Origin of the sequence: Glutamicibacter sp. (assembly GCF_032154645.1) — a bacterium.
GTDB lineage: Bacteria > Actinomycetota > Actinomycetes > Actinomycetales > Micrococcaceae > Glutamicibacter.
The window spans coordinates 168,615-187,225 of record NZ_JALDXV010000001.1 but is presented as its reverse complement, the minus strand read 5'-3'; the positions used below and the strand labels follow the sequence as shown (position 1 = coordinate 187,225).

The following is an 18,611-nucleotide window of genomic DNA, read 5'->3' as shown; positions in this document are numbered from 1 at the left end:
TACAAAGGTAAGATATTCCGTAAATTTTCATTCTCTTTGCTAAGGAGTTGCAGTTGTCATCACTGTTAACCGTTGCCGATGTCATTGCCGACCCCACGCTTGACACTACGGTCATTGCCGGGTCACGCGGTTTGAATCGAACGGTGCGATGGGCTCAGACAAGCGAATCCGCAGATCCGTGGCATTGGCTTGGCGAAGAAGAACTGCTGATGACCTTGGGGTTGAACCTCCCGGTGGTACCTGCAGCACAAGTTGAGTTCATTCAGCGCGCCCACCAGGCAGGCATTGCTGGAATGACAGTTGGTCAAGATGGCTTGGCACCTGCCCTAAGCCCGGAGATGCTTGCCGAAGCGGACAAGCTCGCTTTCCCGTTATTGTCGACCGGACCACAGACCCCATTTATTGTCATTGCTAGGACTGTTGCAGCGGTGACGACCAATGAACTAAATCGGGGGGTGCTCATCTTGTCACGGCTCTATCAAGAGGCAGGAAGCCGCTCCAAGGCAGAAAAGCGTCGAGGTGTATGGCTGGAAAAGCTTTGTGGGGTCAAAGTGGCAGTGCAAGATACCGCTACCGGCTGCCTAGTGATCGGGGCGATGCCGGCTACCGCAATCCGCCGTCATTCCCTACCTACGCTCCGGGCCACCCAATTATTGCTTTCGGTGGATGCACAGATTGATTCGCTGGTGTTGGTTCACCTCAAACAAATCCTGACAGTAGACGCCAATACACTTCTTCAGGAAGCCGACAACGCCATCACCGCTGCCGATACCTCGCTGCGATTGGCGCTAGACGGGAGGCTGAGCGAGGGTGAAATTCAGTCTGGACGATGGTTGCGTTCAGATGAGCCATTCCGCCTGGTATGCGCTGCAGAATCGGAATTGGGGCTCATAGCTATGACTCTTGCACTGCTTGGCCTCACTCCCCTCGCCGCGACTTGGAAACAGCAGGCCGTCGCTGCGGTGCGAGAACGAGACCTGTCAGTTGTTGAAGAGCTCTCCCACAATACCGGCATCCACCTGGGGGTGAGCGCTGCGCACTACAAATTTGCAGATCTCTCCGGCGCCTTCGAAGAAGCACGTAGTGCGTTACAAGATGCCACAGACCAACAGCCACTAAGCAAGTTTTCCGGCACACAAGTGTCCCTTCTTGCCCGGTCGACCAGCGAAGCCGAGCAGATCATCACCAGCGTGCTCGGTCCCCTCATGGCAGACACGGCGTCAGTGCGAACCTACCGGGAATCGCTATTCGCACTATTGGACCATGATCTGCAATGGCAGAACACCGCCGCCGCGTTGGGCATCCACCGCCAGACCTTGGTTTATCGGATTCGCCAGGCCGAGTCTCTGTGTTCACGCAGCGTGCGGCGAGTGGCCGATCTATCCGAGTTGTATCTTGCCCGTCAGGCTTGGCAGAATTTAAAGCGCGAGTAAGCAGAACCGGACAGTAGCACTCGGCCGGTGAAACCATATTAGAAGCCTTCCCGCAGTTACTTCAACGTAGGTTGCTTTAGGTTCACCGCTCGCCCCTCCTTTGCCCCAATACCTCAGGAGCGTTATTCCCTCCAAGAGATAGTGGGCTCTCTGGAATGCCCACATTGGCCGTTCAGAATTTAGCAGCACGGCCTCGATTCTGGTGAGACAAGCAAGTCTGCTGGAGCCGCATTTCCTCATCGACTCAAATCGCGCTATTGCCGAGTTGATCCATGGCAGAGGTTCGCCAAGTTCCTGCAAGGCGCCGAGTATTCACCGCCCATTTTGAACAACCATGAAGCGCACGCTTGTTTCACAATGCGAGAAGTAGTGTTGACTGGATCACAGGATTCCCTCTACTCTTTTATCCATCAGGTAATCATCATGATCATTCAATGAACACAATTTATGGACTAAGGCTCGCGAAAACCCACCAGCACCACCTCGGCCCCGCGACCCGAGACCACCACTCGTCCAACACATCGAGTCCCCACGAGAGCATTTCAGCAGGAAACGCAGCGGGCCTGAACACCGGGGTCAGACAGAGAGCACTTCGCTGCCCCTGACGTGGACACCAGTAACGGCTGCAGAAGATTTACAAGGCGGAAAATGTCAGAGTCACTACCACAACGAAATCAGCTCAGCGGGCCTTCACGGCGGCTACGGGCAGAAGACTGCATAGTTGCCGATAAGAAGTCCCTTCACCAAGCCCAAATAGGCGCGGGAGTCGGCAACTTCATCGAATGGTACGACATCGGAGTCTACGGATACCTCGCGGTACTCATGACTCAGGTGTTCACCGAAGGTATGGACCAGTCATGGGGTCTGCTCGTTACGCTTTTGGGTTTCGCCGTATCTTTTGTTGTACGCCCCATCGGCGGAATGGTCCTTGGCCCGCTCGGCGATCGCATCGGCCGGCGCAAGGTCATGCTGTTCACCATCATGCTAATGGCAGCGGCCACGACGCTTATCGGATTATTGCCCAGCGCATCTCAGGTAGGACTCTGGGTCATCATTCCGCTGTATCTGCTGAAAATGCTGCAAGGTTTCTCCACCGGCGGCGAATACTCCGGTGCCGCGACCTATATTGCAGAATTCTCACCCGACAAACGCCGGGCCTTCATGACCTCGCTGCTCAATGTGGGCTCACAACTGGGATTCGCAGCCGGTGCCGGAGTCGTAGCCTTGACTACGATCATCGCCGAGAATAATTTCGGACCCGACGCCATGCTCAACGGAGGATGGCGCGTCCCGTTCCTCCTCGCCCTGCCCCTCGGTATCATCGCTGTCTCACTACGCAGTCGCTTGCCCGAGTCCCCCGCCTTTGAAGCCGCCGCGGAAGCCCCGGTCAAGCACGACCCAGATTCGATCTTCATCCGTCACAGTCTGCCGAGGGTCGTCAAGCTGTACTGGCCCCACATTCTGGTAGGCATGGCCTTAATCGCAGCGGATGGAACCAGCTCCTATACCCTTACCAGCTACATGCCGACCTATTTAGAAACCCAGGTTGGCGTTCACGCGTCACACACAGCCATTGCGGCCGTAGTCATCTTGGCAATCCAGGCGGCGATGATTCCAATGTTCGCCTTGCTGGCAGACAAAGTGGGTCGTAAAAAGGTGTACATGATCGCAACCATCGGCAACCTTGCGCTCTTGCTGCCAGCCTTCGCCGTGATGCAGGCAGGAACCCTGCCAGCACTCTACCTAGCGCTATTCATGGTATCCGTCCCAAGCTCAGCGTTCTTGGCACTGACAGCATGCGTCATGTCCGAACTCTTCCCTACCGCCTCGCGCTACACGGGGGTCGGCATTACCCACAACCTCGCCATTTCAATCTTCGGAGGTACTACGCCCCTGGTTTCACAGGCACTGGTTCAGACCACCGGGGATTGGTATGCCCCAGCGCTCTACGTCATGGCTTTCTCCCTCATCGCGCTCATTGCGCTTGTGAAGATGCGAGAAACGGCTGGGCGACCGCTGCTGGGTTCCTTCCCAGTCGTGGCAACGCACGAAGAAGCTGTGGCACTCGCCGGCAATCAAGACGACGATCCAAAAATCGACACCAATACCTTCCCATTAGCGGGCGCAAAATAATCCACCATACATGCGCGAACTCAGACGGGGGTCGTAACCAAACGGTTTCGACCCCCGTCTGATGTAACTTGCAAGCCCCAGCACCCATCTGGAGTCAAGCAGCGCGAAATTTCATTTTCCAACTCTGAACACCTCGTATTCGTTGGCCGAAAGGTCGTCGATTCACAACGACCCAATAGCACGGTAGCCAAAGTAAAACGATCGTTGTACTCTAGGTGCATGGATACCCTGAGGGAACAGATCGTTAGTGGTTCGGAAAAGTTCTTCGACCAACATGGATTCAACGGAAGTGGGATGGATCAGCTCACTCAAGCCATCGGCGTTTCCACTCGCACCCTGTATAAACATGCGGGCAATAAGAACTCGCTCATTGCAGCATCCCTAAAACTTCGCAGCGAGAAGTTCTTCAGCAGCATCGCAGCCACCAACGTGGATGAATTCTTCGGGGATTTAGAACGATGGCTACGCGAGGAAGGTGCACGCGGCTGCCTATTCCTGCGTGCTCGGGGCGAAGGGTTGGGATTCATCCCGGAGATAGCGCTCATCATCGACCAGTACCATCGGCAGCTTCGCGATCTTGTGGCCGACCTCGTGGACCACGACGCTACAGGTGATAACAGCGAGTTACAGACGCAGATTCTGGTTCTCTTTGAAGGAGCCGTAGCGGCAGCACCGTATGCGGGACTCCAAGCCGTATTCTCTGCCAGATCAGCGGCTGCCACCCTACTGGACGCATCGAAACGATAGCGTCGTCGAATTTGTTATCGAAATTCAGAAAAAGAAGGACAACGATGCCACATCTTTTAACAGTATTCGCCCACCCCGTACCTGGCACGTACCCCAATGCCGTTCTTGGAGCCTTCCATCAGCCATTCCTCGATGCTGGATATTCAATCGATCTACTAAATCTGCATCAGGAGCAATTCGACCCCCGATTCACCAATGCAGACCATGCCCATTTCTGGGGTGGACCCGTCCCCGAGGATATCCAGCAAATGCATGATCGGGTTGAAGCCGCAGATCGACTTGCGTTCATCTACCCTGTGTATTGGTGGGGCATGCCTGCAATGATGAAGGGGTGGATAGAACGAGTCTTCACCGGCGGCTGGGCCTATCAGTTCGGAAGTGGCGTAGAAGATCGCGGTACCCAAGACCTCCCGGCCTCGCTTCTACCAAGCATCCCCACACTCCTACTGGGGATAGCCGGATCTACTCAGCGAACCTACTCGAAGTACGGGTATGACGAAGCCATGCGGACTCAGATAGACGTAGGCACTTTCGCGTACTGCGGGATCACCGATGTCCAAAGCCATCTCATTTTTGACATCGAAGGTGATCACAACGCCCCGAACCGAGATGCTGGGCTGCAAGATGCCGCTCGTTGGGCTCGAGAATTCTTGCGTGTTGACCGCACCGTGCGTAATGCCAAAGAAGACCACCTACATGCCCGAAACGCCGACTACGACACTTCGGTCAAACTCCGCAATTAAGCACCCGAGCAACGAAGGCTGGACGCCCACTCCCCCTGGATAGCCTTGGGAGACCTCTTGCGCTTGTCCTGCATGTATGTCAGGTATTTCGCTCAAGGCCATAATTCAACAGTGGAATGGCATGCGGCACGGCAACGGATCTTTGCCCGAGCCTCAAACGTATCCCCCAAAATAATCGCTCACCCCGCCATCGAAGCAGCCACTCCGAACAGGTATTTCCGCCGTTAAGGCCGAATTAGAGTCGCCGCGCAATTCATGTCAGTTGTTAGCAGACATGCCACCACCCATGGTTTCTAGAACCCCGTCATATCACCAACAATCCAACGAACAAGTGAGCCCACAGGTGAAATATGAAGTCATAGAATGAACACTATGGTCATTCATTGAATATTTGGTTACCCTGTAATTGCGGGCTTTTGACGAGAAGCACCGCCACGAGGCAGACTCGGTGAAATTACCGATCCCCCGAATGCCGGCGACGCCGCCTCAGCGGCACATCGACCTGTCGCCCTAGTTCACGGGGTCCACCCAAGCTTTGGAGTGCTGGATAAGCAGCTCCATAGAATGCTTCACCGGGTCTGCCTCGCCGTGTTTCAACGAAAGGTAGCGTCATGAAGGCAATCCAGATCACCGAGTTCGGCGGGCCCGAAGTGTTGCGGCTCGCCGATGTAGCCGAACCCGTCATTTCTTCTACCGAGATCTTGGTGCGCGCAGAAGCTATTGGTGTCAACTTCATCGACACCTACTACCGAGAAGGCGTCTACCCGACGGATCTGCCTTTCATCCCGGGAGACGAGGCTTCGGGTGTAGTAGTTCAAGCAGGTGCCGAGGTTTCCGATATTGCCGTCGGGGACCGCGTCGCATGGACCTCGCCGCACGGTTCCTACGCAGAGTTAGTTGCAGTGCCTGCCGCGGCGGCCGTTAGGGTTCCCTTGGGCTTGGACCCGCAGCGGGCGGCATCCAGCCTGGCGCAGGGCATGACCGCCCATTACTTGGCGCACTCGACGTATTCCATTCAACCGAACGACAACGTGCTGATTCATGCGGGTGCGGGAGGGGTCGGCCTGTTGTTAACCCAGATGGCTGCGGCTCGCGGAGCCACCGTAATCACTACCGTCTCCAGCGCAGAAAAGGCCGCCTTGTCTTCCGCCGCGGGTGCCTCACACGTGCTCTCCTACGGCCCCGACCTCGCCAATCAGGTACGCGAACTGACCGGTGGCGAAGGAGTTGCGGTGAGCTACGACGGCGTTGGAACGGCCACCTTCCGCGCTTCGCTGGAGGCAACCCGGGTGCGCGGAACCGTTGCCCTCTTCGGAGCGGCCAGCGGCGCGGTAGCGCCCATGGACCCGCAGGATCTCAATCGCGCTGGATCGCTATTCCTTACCCGCCCAACCATCGGCGATTACACCCGAGACCGCACCGAACTGCTCTGGCGCGCCGAGTCGGTGCTGCGCGGCATTCAAGAGGGTGAACTCAACGTTAATATTGGTGGCAGCTACGCACTGGCGGATGCCGCTCAGGCCCATGAAGATTTACAATCTCGGCGCACCTCCGGCGCACTGGTACTCATCCCCTAAGGCATAGGACGACACCGCACACCGAAAGAGGAAGGCGCCCGCGGCGCCTTCCTCTTTTTCAATTCAGTTCTTTGTCGCCAGGTACATCATGCACCGACGAGCCAGACTCTTACTCAGTCCCGCCTTTTGCGCAACACGCTTGGCATCGGGGCGGCTACCCGAGAGCGTGTCATTGCGCTGTATCACCGTGGCAACACGCTGCACCGCCCAGGTAGGTGGCGCCGTTCGCACCGGCGCTGCCTGCAGGCTCATGCCGGCACCGCCGACCGATGCCGCGAACGCTCACGCGTTTGCGCAACATCTAGATGCAGCTGATTGATCAACGAGGCGCCATCTACGTAGGTGACCTGCGGACGCTGGAAGTCGGTAAGAAAAACCACAAGCTTCTGGCCATAGAGATCCTCGCTGAAATCAAGCAGGTGAGCTTCGAGCAGCACGTGCCCACCCTCGCGATAGAAAGTGGTGCGGCGCCCCACGGACACCGTAGCCAGGATGCGTCGGCCGTCAGGCAACAGCACCTGCGCACCCCACACGCCATCGAGCTCATCATTTTGAGACATGGCAATATTTGCGGTGCGGAATCCCAGTTCCCTGCCCCGGGCATCCCCGTGCTCCACAATTCCCTCAATCACATGCATGGCGTGCTCCTTTCTTGATTCCTGCCCACCCCGCCGGGCCACCAGCGGTGCCTAACAATGTTCACTTATTGATCATTGTGTTTATCTAATGACTACATTCTATGATGTGCCGCACCCCACAGTCAATGAGATTTCCGCTATTAACTGCGGCGGGCCCTCCGACATTTCATCGTCAGAGGGCCCGCCCGTAGTGCGCCGAGGTTAGAGCGACGCAGTAATGTACTGTTTCTTAAACTGTTCGTGGATATGCCAGGTGCCGCGGAATCCATTCGGTATGACGACGATGTCTCCCACACCATGAGCGGCACGGTGTCCGTCTTCTGATACCAGGGTGCCGGATCCTTCCAGAACCAAGATCACCTCGTTCACACCCTGCCGGGCAGTTTCGAAAACCCCAGGAGAACAAGCCCAGAATCCGATGTCCACCTTTACTGCGTCCAATGAGATCACATTGTCGGTGGCATCAGAGGGTGTAGTGCCGTCTACGGCGGTAGGCTTCAGCACCAGATCGCTCAGCGAAGCGTTCTGAAGGTTGCGCAATACCGTTGCCCGGGCAGGCGCTGCTGTAGTTGAATCCATCGCCGCCACCTCAGTACCCAGCTTCCCGTTGACCAGCTGCGGCACCGAATCAGGATTGGCATCCTGAAGTTCCGCCGGCAGCAGATGCTGCGGGAAGTTCTGGAAGGCCACAGGACGCTGGAAGCGCTCGATCGCCGCGGTGCCCACCGAGGTGGAACCTGCTGACGTGGTTGCAGGGTACGGGCCTCCGTGCTGCTGCGCATAGGTCACCGAAACTCCGGTGGGCCACTGGTTCCACAAGACGCGTCCCGCCTTGTGCGCCAATTCTGCCACCAGCGGTGCAACCTGGTCAGTTTCCTCTGCCTGCAGCGTCGCGGTGAGCTGCCCTTCAAAGGTTTTGGCTGCGGCAACCAGCTGCTCTTCATTGTCATATTCCACAACGAGTGCGCTGGGGCCGAAGCATTCGGCCTGGAGCACATGTGGCTCAGCCAGCAGATCTTCAATACCCGTCACCAATAGGGTTGGTGACGGGGCCTGACCCAGAGGTTCGTCACCCTGCACCAGCACCTCGACGCGCTCATGGTTCGACAACTCACCAAGCACCTGGGTAAAGCCCTCATGAATACGCTGGTTGAGCATCAACGAACCTGCTGGCAACTGCTGCTCCACCAGCTGCTCACGCAGGTTGGAATCGCGGGGAATGAACAGCGTACCCGGCTTAGTGCAGAACTGCCCCGAGTTCAGCGAGAAAGATCCGACGAATTCAGCGGCAATCTGCGCTCCGCGCAGGTCTGCAGCTGCCTTGGTGACGAACACTGGGTTGTTGCTTCCCAATTCACCGTAGAACGGGATAGGTTCGGGGCGGGACATCGCCAGCTTCATCAGCGCACGGCCACCGGGGATCGAACCGGTGAATCCTGCGGCCTTGATCCGCGGATCAAGCAGTGTCCGGCGGCCGGCTTCGGTGCCGAAGACCACGTGGAACAATCCCTCGGGAGCACCTGCACCCTGCAGCGCCTTGACGACCACCTCGCCGGTCAAGCGGGTGAGCTCAAGGTGTCCGGAATGGGCCTTGACGATCACCGGGTTACCTGCTGCCAAGGCGCTGGCAGTATCTCCGCCAGCGGTGGAGAAGGCAAACGGGAAGTTACTGGCGGAGAACACCACAACGGGACCCAGTGGAATATGGGTGCGTCGCAGGTCTGGACGCGGCGCCCCCATGGGCCACTGTGCATCGGCATGGTCAATGCGCGCATCCAAGTATCCGCCGGCACGCAGCAATTCACCGAAAATGCGCAGCTGGAAGCTGGTGCGCTTGAGCTCCCCGCGCAGGCGGGCCTCGGGAAGGTTGGTTTCTGCCATTGCGACGGCGACCAGCTCATCGGCCGCTGCGTCCAAACCATCGCCTACCGCATCTAATACATTGGCGCGTTCGCCGGGGCTGGTCGCGGCCCAGGGTCCAAAGGCCCGTTGCGCGGAGGCAAGATAGGTTTCAAGCTGTTCTTCGGTGGTGTTCTCGGTACTCTGTGCGATGGCCACTGCCATGATGTTCTCTTTTCTGCGTTGAATCTTGGTGCAGGTCTATTAGTTTGCTGCCGCGTACTCGAAGGAGATCTCTCCCCAGCCTTCAAAGCGTCCGGTAATGGAAGTCCCCGGGATCATCTTCTCCGCGGCAAGGCAACTGCCGGGGAGAATGAACTGTCCCGCCTTGAGGGTCACGTCATATTCGGCAATCCTGCGGCACAACCAAGCGATCGCCGAGATCGGATTGCCGTAGACCTCATTGGTGTTGCCTCGGGCCACCTCTTTGCCGTCGAATTCAATCACGCCGGGCTGATTGGCAAGATTCACTTCCGATAGCTTGCGGGGCTGTCCGCCGATGATAATGCCACCGATGGAGCCGTTGTCTGCCAAGGTGTCGAACAGGCCGATGTTCCAGTTCTTAATACGCGAGTCAATGATTTCCAGGGCAGGAACAACGAAGTCCGTGGCGGCCATGACCTCTGCTGCCGTGACATGCGGCCCACCGAGGTCTTTTTTAAGGACGAATCCAGGCTCAAGCTCAATAAACGGCTCGATGAACTCGGTTTCCTTGATGCGCAGGTTCTCCGGGTAGAACTGGCTGGCCAGAATATATCCGTAGTCGGGTTCGTCCACACCGAATTTATCCTGCATCGCCTTGGCGATGTTGCCCAGTTTGAACCCCGCGACGGCGTCTCCCGCCGCGACGTTCCGCCGTACTAGTTCCTGCTGCACGGCGAAGGCGTCCGCCGTCGTAGGATTCAACGATTCATCAATCAATGAATCCAGCGGCTGTCGCAGCGTTCGGGCGTCAATGAGCTTCTGCGCGGTTTCTGCAATATTCAACGTCATAGGTATAGGGCCTTCAAAATCTAAAGGTGGAAGGGTGCTACTTGCGGCGGCGCGTATCGCCGAGGTGCCAGATGCTCATCGCCGAGAGCATTTCACGCGGGTCCCAGATCACGTCTTCCTCGGTGATCTTTCCGTCCGCGAAGCGGATGAAGGAAGCGCCGCTGACGATGACCTCGCGACCGGTAGGAGGCACTCCCATGAATTCTCCGGTGTGACGACCTACGCTGCGCCAGTGGATGGCCACTTCATTCTCGCCTTCGACCGATCGCAGGATTTCCATGGTGAAGTCGCTGAACGCGCGGTGCGAGTCCTCAATCTGCGACACCACCTGAGCCAAACCTTCATGGCCGGACTTTGACTGACGGCGGTAGTCTTCGCTGACCAATTCTTCAAACGCCTTGGTTTCCCCTTGGCTCCAAGCCCGGGTCCATGCGCTGGTAACCTTCTCTAGCATTTCCGACATCGGATTAACCCTTCTGTGCTGCTGGGGCCGGGGCTGGCCACAGATCGAACTCGCCAAATTTGCCGCCGCGGAACAGCAGCGCTTCCTTCTCGGTGGCCTCCATGGAGTCCACACCGCCGACGATCATGTAGTGGTCTCCGGCCACTACCTCTGAAAGGACCTCACAGTCGATCCAGGCGGTGGCTCCGGCAATGCGCGGGGTGCCGTTTTCACCGATCTCATAATCGACGCCGGCGAACTTTTCATCCCCCTTGCGCGACAGTGCACGGCAGACCGGAAGCTGCTCGGTGGAAAGGATATTCGCGGTGAATCGGCCCAGCGAACGCAGCGTCGGCCAGGTGCTGGATCCCTTGTCCACGCAGAAGGTCACCAATGGCGGTTCAAGCGACAGTGACATGAACGTTCCTACGACGAATCCCATCGGCTTGCCTTCGGCAGTCATGCCGGTGATAGCGGTGACGCCGGTAGGCAGGGCGCCGAAAACTTTACGGTACTCGGCGGGATCGATGTCTTGAGTGTCTGGGGTGACGATAATCGACATGATGTTCTCCTTAGGCCTGAGCTGGCTGCAGCTTGCGGTGGGCGGTTCCGGGGTGGTCTTCGGGCAGGCGTGCGACGCCCTCGCCGAAAAGATGCTCGCGCAGGGTGGAGCCGGCGAATGAGGTGCGCATTGCTCCGCGGCGCTGCAGTTCGGGTACGACGAACTCGGTGAAGTCCTTGATGTCCTGGAACTTCACCGCATTGGCTACATTGAATCCGGTGACGCCGGTTTCTTCCATCCAGGAAATCAGCTCATTGGCACAGGTTTCAGGTCCGCCGACAATGACCGGCGAGGTGCCGCCGATGCCGATGTACTCTGCGATATCACGCGGGGTCCATTCCTTCTCCGCATCGACCTTCTGGAAGAAGGTGAGCATGGTTGCGGTGCCCTTGGCCTCCACATCCTTCAGCGGCTTGTCCGGGTCGAAGCTGGACATGTCCAGACCGGTCCAACCGCTGTAACGGGCCATTGCCCCGTCGTAGGAAACGAGGTTTAGATACTCCTGGTACTTGGCCTGTGCTTCTTCATCGGTGGCCGCTGAAATCACTGTAATCATCTGCAGCGTGGCGATGTGCTCGGGATCGCGGCCGAATTCAATGGCCTCGGCACGCAGTGCGTCGACCTGCTTCTTCAGCGTTGCCTTGTCGATCGCATTCATGAAGACTGCCTCTGCAGTCTTGGCGGCAAGCTCCACGCCGCGCGGCGAACCGCCTGCCTGGAAAATCACCGGGGTGCGCTGCGGAGACGGTTCGCACTGGTGGATGCCCGGGACATTGAAGTGCTCGCCCTCGAAATTGATGTCATGAACCTTGGACGGATCAACATAGATGCCGTTTTCGCGGTCAACGACCACGGCGTCGTCTTCCCAGGAGCCTTCCCACAGATTGGTTGCTACGTCGATGAATTCTTCGGCGCGAGCATAACGGTCAGCGTGCGCTTCGATCTGCTCCTTGCCAGCAAGGTTGCGGGCCGCAGCAGTCGAGTAGGAAGTCACGACATTCCAGCCGATTCGGCCGTCGGTCAGGTGATCCAGAGTGGAGAACTTTCGGGCCAACTTGTAGGGAACGTCGTAGGCGGTTGACGAGGTCACGCCGAAGCTGAGGTTCTTGGTCACCGAAGCCATCGCAGGAATCAGGTAGGCCGGATCGTTGGTAGGGATCTGCGCTGCGTCCTTCAGCGAATCGGCTACCGAGCCACGGTAGTTCTCGTGGTAGCCGTCGTTATCCGCGAAGAAGATGCCGTCAATGCAAGCGTCTTCCAGCAGCTGAGCATATTCAATCCAGTACTTCAGGCTGGTGTATTCATGCCCGCGGTCGCTGGGGTGGCGCCACGTTCCGGCAGACAGGTGTGCTGGTCCATTGAAGTCGAATGCGAATACGCGCATTTCTTGAGTCATCTCTAACCTCACGATTCTAACGTTCACTGTATGAACGATATGTTTATCTATTGATCACAGCATAGGGTGTGCTACGCCACAGCGTCAACAGTAAAAATTGAAGAATTCCGCAGCTGGGGAGTCCGTGAGCATCAAGTGGTCAGCGATAATGACCGGCCACATCCTTCACGCGGACCGAGATTCACTCGGCCTCGGCTCCACAAGATTTAAAGAAATGGAATTTGACTTGGACATTTCGATTCGTCAAGAAGATTCTTCCGCCCATAGACCCTGGCGGAATACGAGGATTAGAGGGCTGGAAGCCGGGTGAAAATTTTTCAAAGATTGATCATATATTTCATTGAATGATCAAAATTGAGCGGATACAGAAAGCTTGCCCTTCCACCGATCCGACATTGCCCAAACCTAAGAATCACCGCAGGCTTCATCTCAATAGACCATCAACCAAGGATGTCGGCAATCACAAATACGCGATATAAACTGATCACGCCTGCACGATCCGGAAGGACTTCGAGAATGACAACCCAGAAAAGCACCACAGTTGCCGCCAGCGAAGCTTCCGCGCCAAGGCACCACCAGCTGATCGTGACACTCTTCGGCCTCTACGCACGTCAATACGGCGGCGCCCTGCCGGTGGCGACGATCATTTCCCTGATGCAGGATGTCGGAGTCGAGCCGACGGGCACCCGTTCCTCGATCTCCCGGCTGAAGAAGCGCGGGGTGATCGACAGTGTCCAGGTCAACGGGCGCAGCGGCTACGTGCTCTCCCCGGCAGTGTTGAGCAACTTCGCCGAGGGCGACGAGCGAATCTTCCACCCGCGCCGGGCCACCAAGGATGAGCGCTGGCTGCTGGCCACCTTCACCGTGCCGGAGACCCAGCGGAACATCCGCCACAAGATCCGTACGGCGCTGATCAGCATGGGCTTCGGCTCAGTGGTTCCCGGCCTGTGGATCGCACCGGAACATATCAAGGACTCGGCCCTTGAATACTTCAGGCGCCGCGAACTGGACGGCTACCTCCAGTTCTTCGTCGGCGAGCACATCGGCGGAGCCGACGTCAAGAACAACATCAGCTCCTGGTGGGATCTGGGCAGCCTGGAGCAGATGTACTCCGAGTTCCTATACGCGAACCAGGGCCGCCTTGAAAACTGGGAAGCCCGCTTGGCCGCGGCCCAGGATGACGACCCGGAGCTTCAGGCCCGCGCCTTCGCCGACCACCTGGTGCTGTTGACCCAGTGGCGCCGGCTTCCCTATTCGGACCCGGGGCTTCCCGCCGAATACTTGCCCGATGGCTGGAATGCGCTGAAGGCGGAGTCCGTCTTCCAGCAGCTGCACGCGCTGCTTTCCCCCCTAGCCTCCAAGCATGCGCAACGCGTCATCACCCTAGGCTCCTAGGCCCGCAGAACTCCCCATTAACGCGATCAGCCGCGAACCAACAACAGAAGTTGGTTCGCGGCTGATCGCGTTAAGCCTTTGCTAGCCGCGGTCCTGGATCACCGCAACGCCCTGGATCTCGATGAGCGCTTCTTTCTGCCACAGGCGGCTGATGCCGATGCCTGCCATGGCAGGGTATTCGGTGCCAGCCATTTCACGCCACAGCCGCCCGATTTCACGGCCGTTGGCCATGTAGTCGTCCACATCGGTGAGGTAGATGGTCACGGACACCAGGTCTTCGGGCTGGCCGCCGGCCTCCACCAGGGTGGCCAGGACATTGGAGAAGGCCTGCTTGAACTGCTCCACGATGCCGCCCGGAACGATCTTCATGTCCTTGTCCAGCGCGGTCTGCCCGCCCAGGTAGACGGTGTCGCCGGCCTTCATTCCGTGCGCATAGCCGGAGGGCTTAGGCAGGGATGCCGGGTTGATGGTCTGGTTCTTGTGCAGCTTGGTATCCATCGTCTTCTCCTTCGGTTGGCTTTCGAAAATCGCTGGAACTTGACCCTAGCGCTGTCGATGTGACGCATGCTACATTGAGCTTACGTGACGACGGTAAAAAAGTCGACATATCGAAAACTCAAGCTACGGAAGTCGGGAACCAAGCGATGAAACTTGCCACGATCCAACTGGAAGGCGAAGCCCGGGCGGCAGTCCAGCTCGCCTCGGGCTATCTGCCCCTCGCAGCCGGCAGCGTGTCCGAGCTGCTTGCCGACGGCGCGTGGGAGCAGCAGGTTGAAGCGGCCATGGCTTCGCACCAGGAATCCGAAATCCTCCCAGCTAGCTCGGTTGCGCTGTTCAACCCACTGCCAACCCCTGCCAAGGTCATCTGCTGCGGCCTGAACTACTCGGAGCACATCCTGGAAATGGGCCGCGAGCTGCCTCAGCACCCCACCCTGTTCGCCAAGTTCGCCGACACCCTCACCGGTCCGACCGAGACGATCACAAGCCGCCACTCGCAGAACGTCGACTGGGAAGCAGAGCTTGCTGTGGTGGTCGGCGAGCGCCTGAGCGGCGCAACCATCGAGGAAGCGGCCGGCGCAATTGCCGGATACACCGTTGCCAACGACGTGTCCATGCGCGACTGGCAGCGCCGCACCCTGCAGTGGTTCCAGGGCAAGGCTTACGACGCCTCCACTCCCATCGGCCCGGTGGTCGCCACCGCGGATGAGATCGACCCGGAGGCGGGCGTGGAGGTGATCTGCCGGATCAACGGCGAAGAGGTGCAGCGCGGCAATACCAAGACCCTGGTCTTCTCGGCCGCGGCCCTGCTGGCCTACGCCTCGCAGTTCACCACCCTAATCCCCGGCGACATCATCCTGACCGGCACCCCCGGCGGGGTGGGCATGGGCATGGAGCCGCCGCGGTTCCTCAACGACGGGGACGTGCTGGAAACCGAGATCCCGGGCATCGGCACCCTGTCCAACAAGATTTCAATCCGCGTGGCAGCCGACGCCGCCGCCCAGTAAAAAGCCCAGAAGCTACCCGCACACCAACCACTAGAAGGAAAGAGCATCCCGATGAGTGAAGCACCAGCAACCTACGCCACCGAAGGCGACAACTCGATCTACGCCGGAGCTGACGGGCAGGTAGTCCCGGTCGTGACCCGCGCGGGCGAAGAAGACACCAACACCGCGCAGTCCGGCGACTGCGTGCGCGTCTCCGGCGTGAGCATCCAGCACACCCCGGCCACCAAGATCTGGTTCGGCCAGGTCTCCAACGTCCCAGGCTACCGCTCGCTGCCGCACCACCACGGCGAGGCGGAAACCGGCGGCTATGTGCTGTGCGGTCACGGACGCATCTACTACGGCGAAAACTACGAGCAGTACCAGGACATGAAGGCCGGCGACTGGGTGTTCGTGCCTCCGTTCATGCCGCACGTTGAGGCGAACATGTCGGTGACCGAGGAGCTGGTCTGGCTCACCGCCCGGACTCCGGAGAACATCGTGGTCAACCTGCCAGATGTCGCCGACGAGACCCTGGAAGGATACCGCCGGGCATGAACCTAACCAGTACCCTGAACTCGCAGACCTTCCTCGCCGCCATCGAGCTGACCGAAACCGAAGCACAGGTCTTCGACCAGGCCTTCACCGCCATCCCGCAGTATGTGCCATGGCCCAAGGCCTATGGCGGTGACATAGTGGCCCAGGGCGCCCTGGCCATGATGAAGTCGGTGGGAGATGACCGCCACCTGCACTCCATGCACTCCTACTTCCTGCGCCCCGTGGACATGCTGGAAGCTGTGCGCTACGAGGTGGAGCACCTACGCGACGGCCGAGGCTATTCCACCCGCCAGGTCCGCGCCTTTCAGAACGGCAAGCCGGTATTCTCCGCGCTGGGTTCCTTCCACGTGCCGGAGGACGGCCCCGAAATGACCTCGCAGGCCCCGAAAGGCTCCCTGGACATCGACCCCGAAACCCTTGCCAGCGCCGCTAAGGCGCTCAAGCATGTTCAAGGCCCGGCGGCCGAATACTGGTCGGGAGGACGCAGCTTCGACATGCGCCACGTGCCGGAGGCTATCTACCTACCCGGCGAGCGCGAAGCGGTGCCGCATCAGGCGGTGTGGATCCGCGCATTCTCCGACCTGCCGGATGACGAGCTGACCCACAAGGCTGCGCTGACCTATGTCTGCGACTACACCATTTTGGAGCCGATCCTGCGCAGCCTCGGGCTGGCCTGGGGAGATGCCGGACTGGTCACCGCAAGCCTGGACCACTCCATGTGGTTCCACCGTGCCGGGCGCATGGACGACTGGGTGCTCTACGCCCAGGAGGCCATCTCCAGCCAGGACAACCGCGGCCTGGCCCTCGGCCGCTTCTACACCCGCGACGGTAAGCTCTTGGCCACCGTGGCCCAGGAAGGCATGATCCGCGCGGCCAAGCAGTAGCTGGCAACAGCCACCCCTCGCAACACCGGACAACCACCAGAGGAAGATTAGTAATGGAACTATCACGCTCTGCCCATGTGGACAGTTTCACCCGCGACCACCTGCCGGCTCAGGACTTGTGGCCGACCATGGAATTCACCCTGCCCGAGCTGCACTATCCGGATCGGCTCAATGCCGCCCAGGTGCTCATCGACCAGTCGACGGCCGAGTTCGGCGCAGACCGCACAGCACTGCTCGCACCGGACGGCTCGTCCTGGAGCTACGGCGAGCTGCAGCGCCGCGCGAATCAGTTGGCGCAGGTGCTGGCGGAAGACTTCGGCGTGGTTCCGGGCAACCGCGTGATGCTGCGCGGCCCGAACAATGCCTGGCTGGTGGCCTGCTGGCTGGGCGTGCTCAAGGCCGGCGCAGTGGTGGTCACCACCATGGCGGCGCTGCGGTCCAAGGAAATCTCCCAGCTGGCAAAGCTGACCAAGCCGACGCTGCTGATCTGCGATGCACGCTTCACCGAGGATGCGCTGGAAGCCAGCAAAGGCACCTATCCGGTCATTCCCTACGGCTCCGAAGCACCAGATGACCTGACGGCACTGGCCGCACAGAAGTCTGGCGAGTTCGCCGCCGTGGACACCGCGGCGGACGACGTGGCGCTGCTGGGCCCGACCTCCGGCACCACCGGCGTCCCGAAGATCACGATGCACTTCCACCGGGACATCCTTGCCAATGCGGACACCTTCTCCCGGCACATCCTGCAGCCCACCAAGGACGACGTCTTTGCCGGCTCACCCCCGCTGGCCTTCACCTTTGGCCTGGGCGGACTGGTGGTCTTCCCGCTGCGCGTCGGGGCGGCCAGCCTGCTGACCGAAAAGACCACTCCCGTAGAACTTGCCCAGTACTCGCATGATGCCGGGGCGACCATCCTTTTCACTGCGCCCACCGCCTACCGCGCCATCTTGAAAAACGGCGAAGCTGACCTGCTCAAGTCCCTGCGCGTTGCGGTCTCCGCCGGGGAGCACCTGCCCGCCGACACCTGGGAGCATGTCAAGGAGGAGACAGGGCTGGAATTGGTCAACGGCATCGGCTCCACGGAGATGCTGCACGTGTTCATCTCCGCCGCCGGCAAGGACATCCGCCCAGGCGCCACCGGGGTGGCCGTCCCCGGATACCGGGCCACCGTGCTGGATGATCAGGGCCATGAAGCTCCGGTCAATGAGCCGGGCAGGCTCGCGGTCATCGGCCCCACCGGCTGCCGCTATCTGGACGACCCGCGCCAGCACAACTATGTGTGCAACGGGTGGAACGTCACCGGGGATGTCTTCTTCAAGGACGAGGAAGGCTACTTCCACTATCAGGCGCGCAGCGACAACATGATCATCTCCTCCGGCTACAACATCGGCGGACCGGAGGTGGAGGCTGCCCTGGACCAGCACCCCGACGTGCTGGAGAACGCTGTCATTGCCAGCCCTGATCCACACCGCGGTTCGGTGGTCTGCGCATTTATCGTCCTGGTCGAAGGGGTCGAGGGCAGCGACGCGAAGATCAAGGAACTGCAGGACTTCGTCAAGGCAACCATTGCCCCCTATAAGTACCCGCGCCAGATCCGCTTCGTCAGCGAACTGCCGCGCAACCCCAGCGGCAAGCTGCAGCATTTCAAGCTCCGCGAATCCCTGGCCCAGGCCGCGCGCTAGGCTCCGGCATCCACATTCTTCTCTGATCTGTTATCGCAAAAGGACTCA

Annotated in this window: 17 protein-coding genes; 10 read left to right on the top strand and 7 right to left on the bottom strand. The window is 59.2% G+C overall.

Annotated features, from left to right (window positions below; genetic code table 11):
* Positions 1 to 53 precede the first annotated feature (53 nt).
* From RUH64_RS00825 to RUH64_RS00805, 5 genes are all read left to right on the top strand, one after another.
* A complete protein-coding gene (locus RUH64_RS00825; protein WP_313810585.1) occupies positions 54 to 1,433 on the top strand; it encodes a PucR family transcriptional regulator ligand-binding domain-containing protein in 1,380 nt (459 codons plus the stop codon).
* A gap of 648 nt (positions 1,434 to 2,081) precedes the next feature.
* Positions 2,082 to 3,566 (top strand): MFS transporter, encoded by a 1,485-nt coding sequence (locus tag RUH64_RS00820; RefSeq protein WP_313810584.1) that lies wholly within the window; start codon positions 2,082 to 2,084, stop codon positions 3,564 to 3,566.
* 219 nt (positions 3,567 to 3,785) lie between these two features.
* Entirely contained in the window at positions 3,786 to 4,313 is a 528-nt protein-coding gene (locus RUH64_RS00815; RefSeq protein ID WP_313810582.1) for a TetR/AcrR family transcriptional regulator, read from the top strand.
* A 44-nt stretch (positions 4,314 to 4,357) separates the two neighbouring features.
* The gene (locus RUH64_RS00810; RefSeq protein WP_313810581.1) at positions 4,358 to 5,056 is read left to right on the top strand and encodes an NAD(P)H-dependent oxidoreductase; all 699 of its coding nucleotides are present in this window, start codon (positions 4,358 to 4,360) and stop codon (positions 5,054 to 5,056) included.
* Between the two features lie 611 nt (positions 5,057 to 5,667).
* Positions 5,668 to 6,633 carry a quinone oxidoreductase gene (locus RUH64_RS00805; RefSeq protein WP_313810579.1) on the top strand — a complete coding sequence of 322 codons (966 nt, stop codon included), beginning with the start codon at positions 5,668 to 5,670 and terminating at the stop codon, positions 6,631 to 6,633.
* Positions 6,634 to 6,881: 248 nt separating this feature from the next.
* Here the strand turns inward: RUH64_RS00805 and RUH64_RS00800 are convergent, their stop codons facing one another.
* The 6 genes from RUH64_RS00800 to RUH64_RS00775 form a co-directional block, all read right to left on the bottom strand.
* Positions 6,882 to 7,271, bottom strand: coding sequence for a riboflavin kinase (locus tag RUH64_RS00800; protein ID WP_313810577.1), 390 nt, complete (start codon positions 7,269 to 7,271; stop codon positions 6,882 to 6,884).
* Between the two features lie 201 nt (positions 7,272 to 7,472).
* Complete coding sequence (locus RUH64_RS00795) at positions 7,473 to 9,335, bottom strand: aldehyde dehydrogenase family protein (protein ID WP_313810576.1); 1,863 nt, start codon at positions 9,333 to 9,335, stop codon at positions 7,473 to 7,475.
* 39 nt (positions 9,336 to 9,374) lie between these two features.
* Positions 9,375 to 10,163 carry a 2-hydroxypenta-2,4-dienoate hydratase gene (locus tag RUH64_RS00790; protein ID WP_313810574.1) on the bottom strand — a complete coding sequence of 263 codons (789 nt, stop codon included), beginning with the start codon at positions 10,161 to 10,163 and terminating at the stop codon, positions 9,375 to 9,377.
* A 37-nt stretch (positions 10,164 to 10,200) separates the two neighbouring features.
* Positions 10,201 to 10,626 carry an ester cyclase gene (locus tag RUH64_RS00785; RefSeq protein ID WP_313810572.1) on the bottom strand — a complete coding sequence of 142 codons (426 nt, stop codon included), beginning with the start codon at positions 10,624 to 10,626 and terminating at the stop codon, positions 10,201 to 10,203.
* 4 nt (positions 10,627 to 10,630) lie between these two features.
* Positions 10,631 to 11,167 (bottom strand): flavin reductase family protein, encoded by a 537-nt coding sequence (locus tag RUH64_RS00780; RefSeq protein WP_313810570.1) that lies wholly within the window; start codon positions 11,165 to 11,167, stop codon positions 10,631 to 10,633.
* Between the two features lie 10 nt (positions 11,168 to 11,177).
* Positions 11,178 to 12,563 (bottom strand): LLM class flavin-dependent oxidoreductase, encoded by a 1,386-nt coding sequence (locus RUH64_RS00775; protein ID WP_313810568.1) that lies wholly within the window; start codon positions 12,561 to 12,563, stop codon positions 11,178 to 11,180.
* 516 nt (positions 12,564 to 13,079) lie between these two features.
* On the opposite strand from RUH64_RS00775, the gene RUH64_RS00770 reads away from it, so the two are divergent.
* Positions 13,080 to 13,958: a PaaX family transcriptional regulator C-terminal domain-containing protein gene (locus tag RUH64_RS00770; protein ID WP_313810567.1), complete on the top strand. Its 879-nt coding sequence runs from the start codon at positions 13,080 to 13,082 to the stop codon at positions 13,956 to 13,958.
* Between the two features lie 81 nt (positions 13,959 to 14,039).
* Here the strand turns inward: RUH64_RS00770 and RUH64_RS00765 are convergent, their stop codons facing one another.
* The gene (locus RUH64_RS00765; protein WP_313810566.1) at positions 14,040 to 14,456 is read right to left on the bottom strand and encodes a RidA family protein; all 417 of its coding nucleotides are present in this window, start codon (positions 14,454 to 14,456) and stop codon (positions 14,040 to 14,042) included.
* Positions 14,457 to 14,602: 146 nt separating this feature from the next.
* Between RUH64_RS00765 and RUH64_RS00760 the strand changes: the two genes are divergently transcribed.
* Genes RUH64_RS00760 through RUH64_RS00745 form a run of 4 tightly spaced genes read left to right on the top strand, consistent with a single transcriptional unit; the run spans position 14,603 to position 18,563 of the window.
* Entirely contained in the window at positions 14,603 to 15,463 is an 861-nt protein-coding gene (locus RUH64_RS00760) for a fumarylacetoacetate hydrolase family protein (RefSeq protein WP_313810565.1), read from the top strand.
* A gap of 51 nt (positions 15,464 to 15,514) precedes the next feature.
* The gene (locus RUH64_RS00755) at positions 15,515 to 15,997 is read left to right on the top strand and encodes a cupin domain-containing protein (RefSeq protein WP_313810563.1); all 483 of its coding nucleotides are present in this window, start codon (positions 15,515 to 15,517) and stop codon (positions 15,995 to 15,997) included.
* Entirely contained in the window at positions 15,994 to 16,881 is an 888-nt protein-coding gene (locus RUH64_RS00750; RefSeq protein WP_313810561.1) for an acyl-CoA thioesterase domain-containing protein, read from the top strand. Before RUH64_RS00755 ends, RUH64_RS00750 begins: the two co-directional genes overlap by 4 nt.
* A 53-nt stretch (positions 16,882 to 16,934) precedes the next feature.
* A complete protein-coding gene (locus tag RUH64_RS00745; protein ID WP_313810560.1) occupies positions 16,935 to 18,563 on the top strand; it encodes an AMP-binding protein in 1,629 nt (542 codons plus the stop codon).
* The last annotated feature ends 48 nt before the right edge of the window (positions 18,564 to 18,611 follow it).